The 1,242-nt window shown below is 63.4% G+C and carries 1 protein-coding gene; it reads left to right on the plus strand.

Going from position 1 to position 1,242, the window contains the following annotated elements:
* The first annotated feature begins 561 nt into the window (after nucleotides 1–561).
* Nucleotides 562–1,098 carry a PKD domain-containing protein gene (locus MU407_RS14000; RefSeq protein ID WP_246958406.1) on the plus strand — a complete coding sequence of 179 codons (537 nt, stop codon included), beginning with the start codon at nucleotides 562–564 and terminating at the stop codon, nucleotides 1,096–1,098.
* Nucleotides 1,099–1,242: the final 144 nt, after the last annotated feature.

A 1,242-nucleotide genomic window follows, 5' to 3' on the forward strand; every position in this document is an offset into this window, starting at 1 on the left:
TCACCAGTATCGCCGAGGAGATCAACAATCGACCCCGCCGCCGACTGGGCTATCTCACGCCCACCGAGGCATTCGCTCGACTGCTCGCCGGCGAGCCCCATGTTGCTTCGACGCCTTGACATCGCCGGCGAGCCTGAGGGTTATTTGACCGATGGTGGCATGGGAATTAGCGACACCGACGCTATCCATCTACCAGTATCCGGCGACACTCCAAGAAACCTCACAAAAGCCACCCCGGCCATCCCCAGCATTTTTACAAAGTGGGAAACAATAGCAAATCCCGGAAATATTGAGTGCAGCAGCGCCTTCGCGGACGAGTTCTCGTGTGTACCTCCGACGAACAGCTGTCACGAGGGAAGTGGGGCGTCCACGGACTATCGAGTCAGCGGGGATGACGTCCTTACGCTGACCGCTGGAGTCAAGCGCTCTGGCAGGGCGCCTCGGAAGGGCTCTACGGTCCACGGCACGCAGACCAATTTGGCAGACAAAAGCGTGAAAGACCTGGGGTGGGACTGCGTCCGCCCAGGCACCCCCGAGGCCGACAGCCCCGCGGCACAGATCGTGATCACAGCCGAGGACTTCGCCGAACTCCCCGTCAAAGCCCCCATCGCCCACGCGGGCCCAGAGCGTGGCTGGTTGCCGGTGAACATGGTCAACGTCCTCTACACCGACGCCGACACCCAGGAGCTCGAGACCGAGGTCCTCGGCACCCCCGTCCGGATCCGCGCCACGCCGGTGGAGTTCCACTGGGACCTCGGGGACGGCAACACCATCACCACCACCAATCCCGGCAAGCCCTTCCCCTCCGAGCGCGTCTCTTCCGAGTACCGGTTCGAGGGCTGGTACGACATCACCCTCACCACCACCTTCACCGGCCAGTTCTCCGTCGATGGCGGGGAGTGGCAGGACATCGAGGGCAGCATCGAGATCGAATCCGACCCCGTCGAGCTGTACGCGAAGTCCCTCGAATCTCGCCTCGTCAACGGCAGCACCACCGACGAGGAGGACGACGAGGACGAGGAAGAACCCTGGATCCCCGACCGCACCCCAGACACTGAGGGCCCCATCGACCCCGAAGCCCGCCACCGCAGAATCTGAGTTCGACGAGCACCACTCGGCGATGTCAAGGCGTCGAAGCAACATGGGGCTCGCCGGCGAGCAGTCGAGCGAATGCCTCGGTGGGCGTGAGATAGCCCAGTCGGCGGCGGGGTCGATTGTTGATCTCCTCGGCGATACTGGTGA

The organism is Brachybacterium sp. Marseille-Q7125, assembly GCF_023062615.1.
GTDB lineage: Bacteria > Actinomycetota > Actinomycetes > Actinomycetales > Dermabacteraceae > Brachybacterium.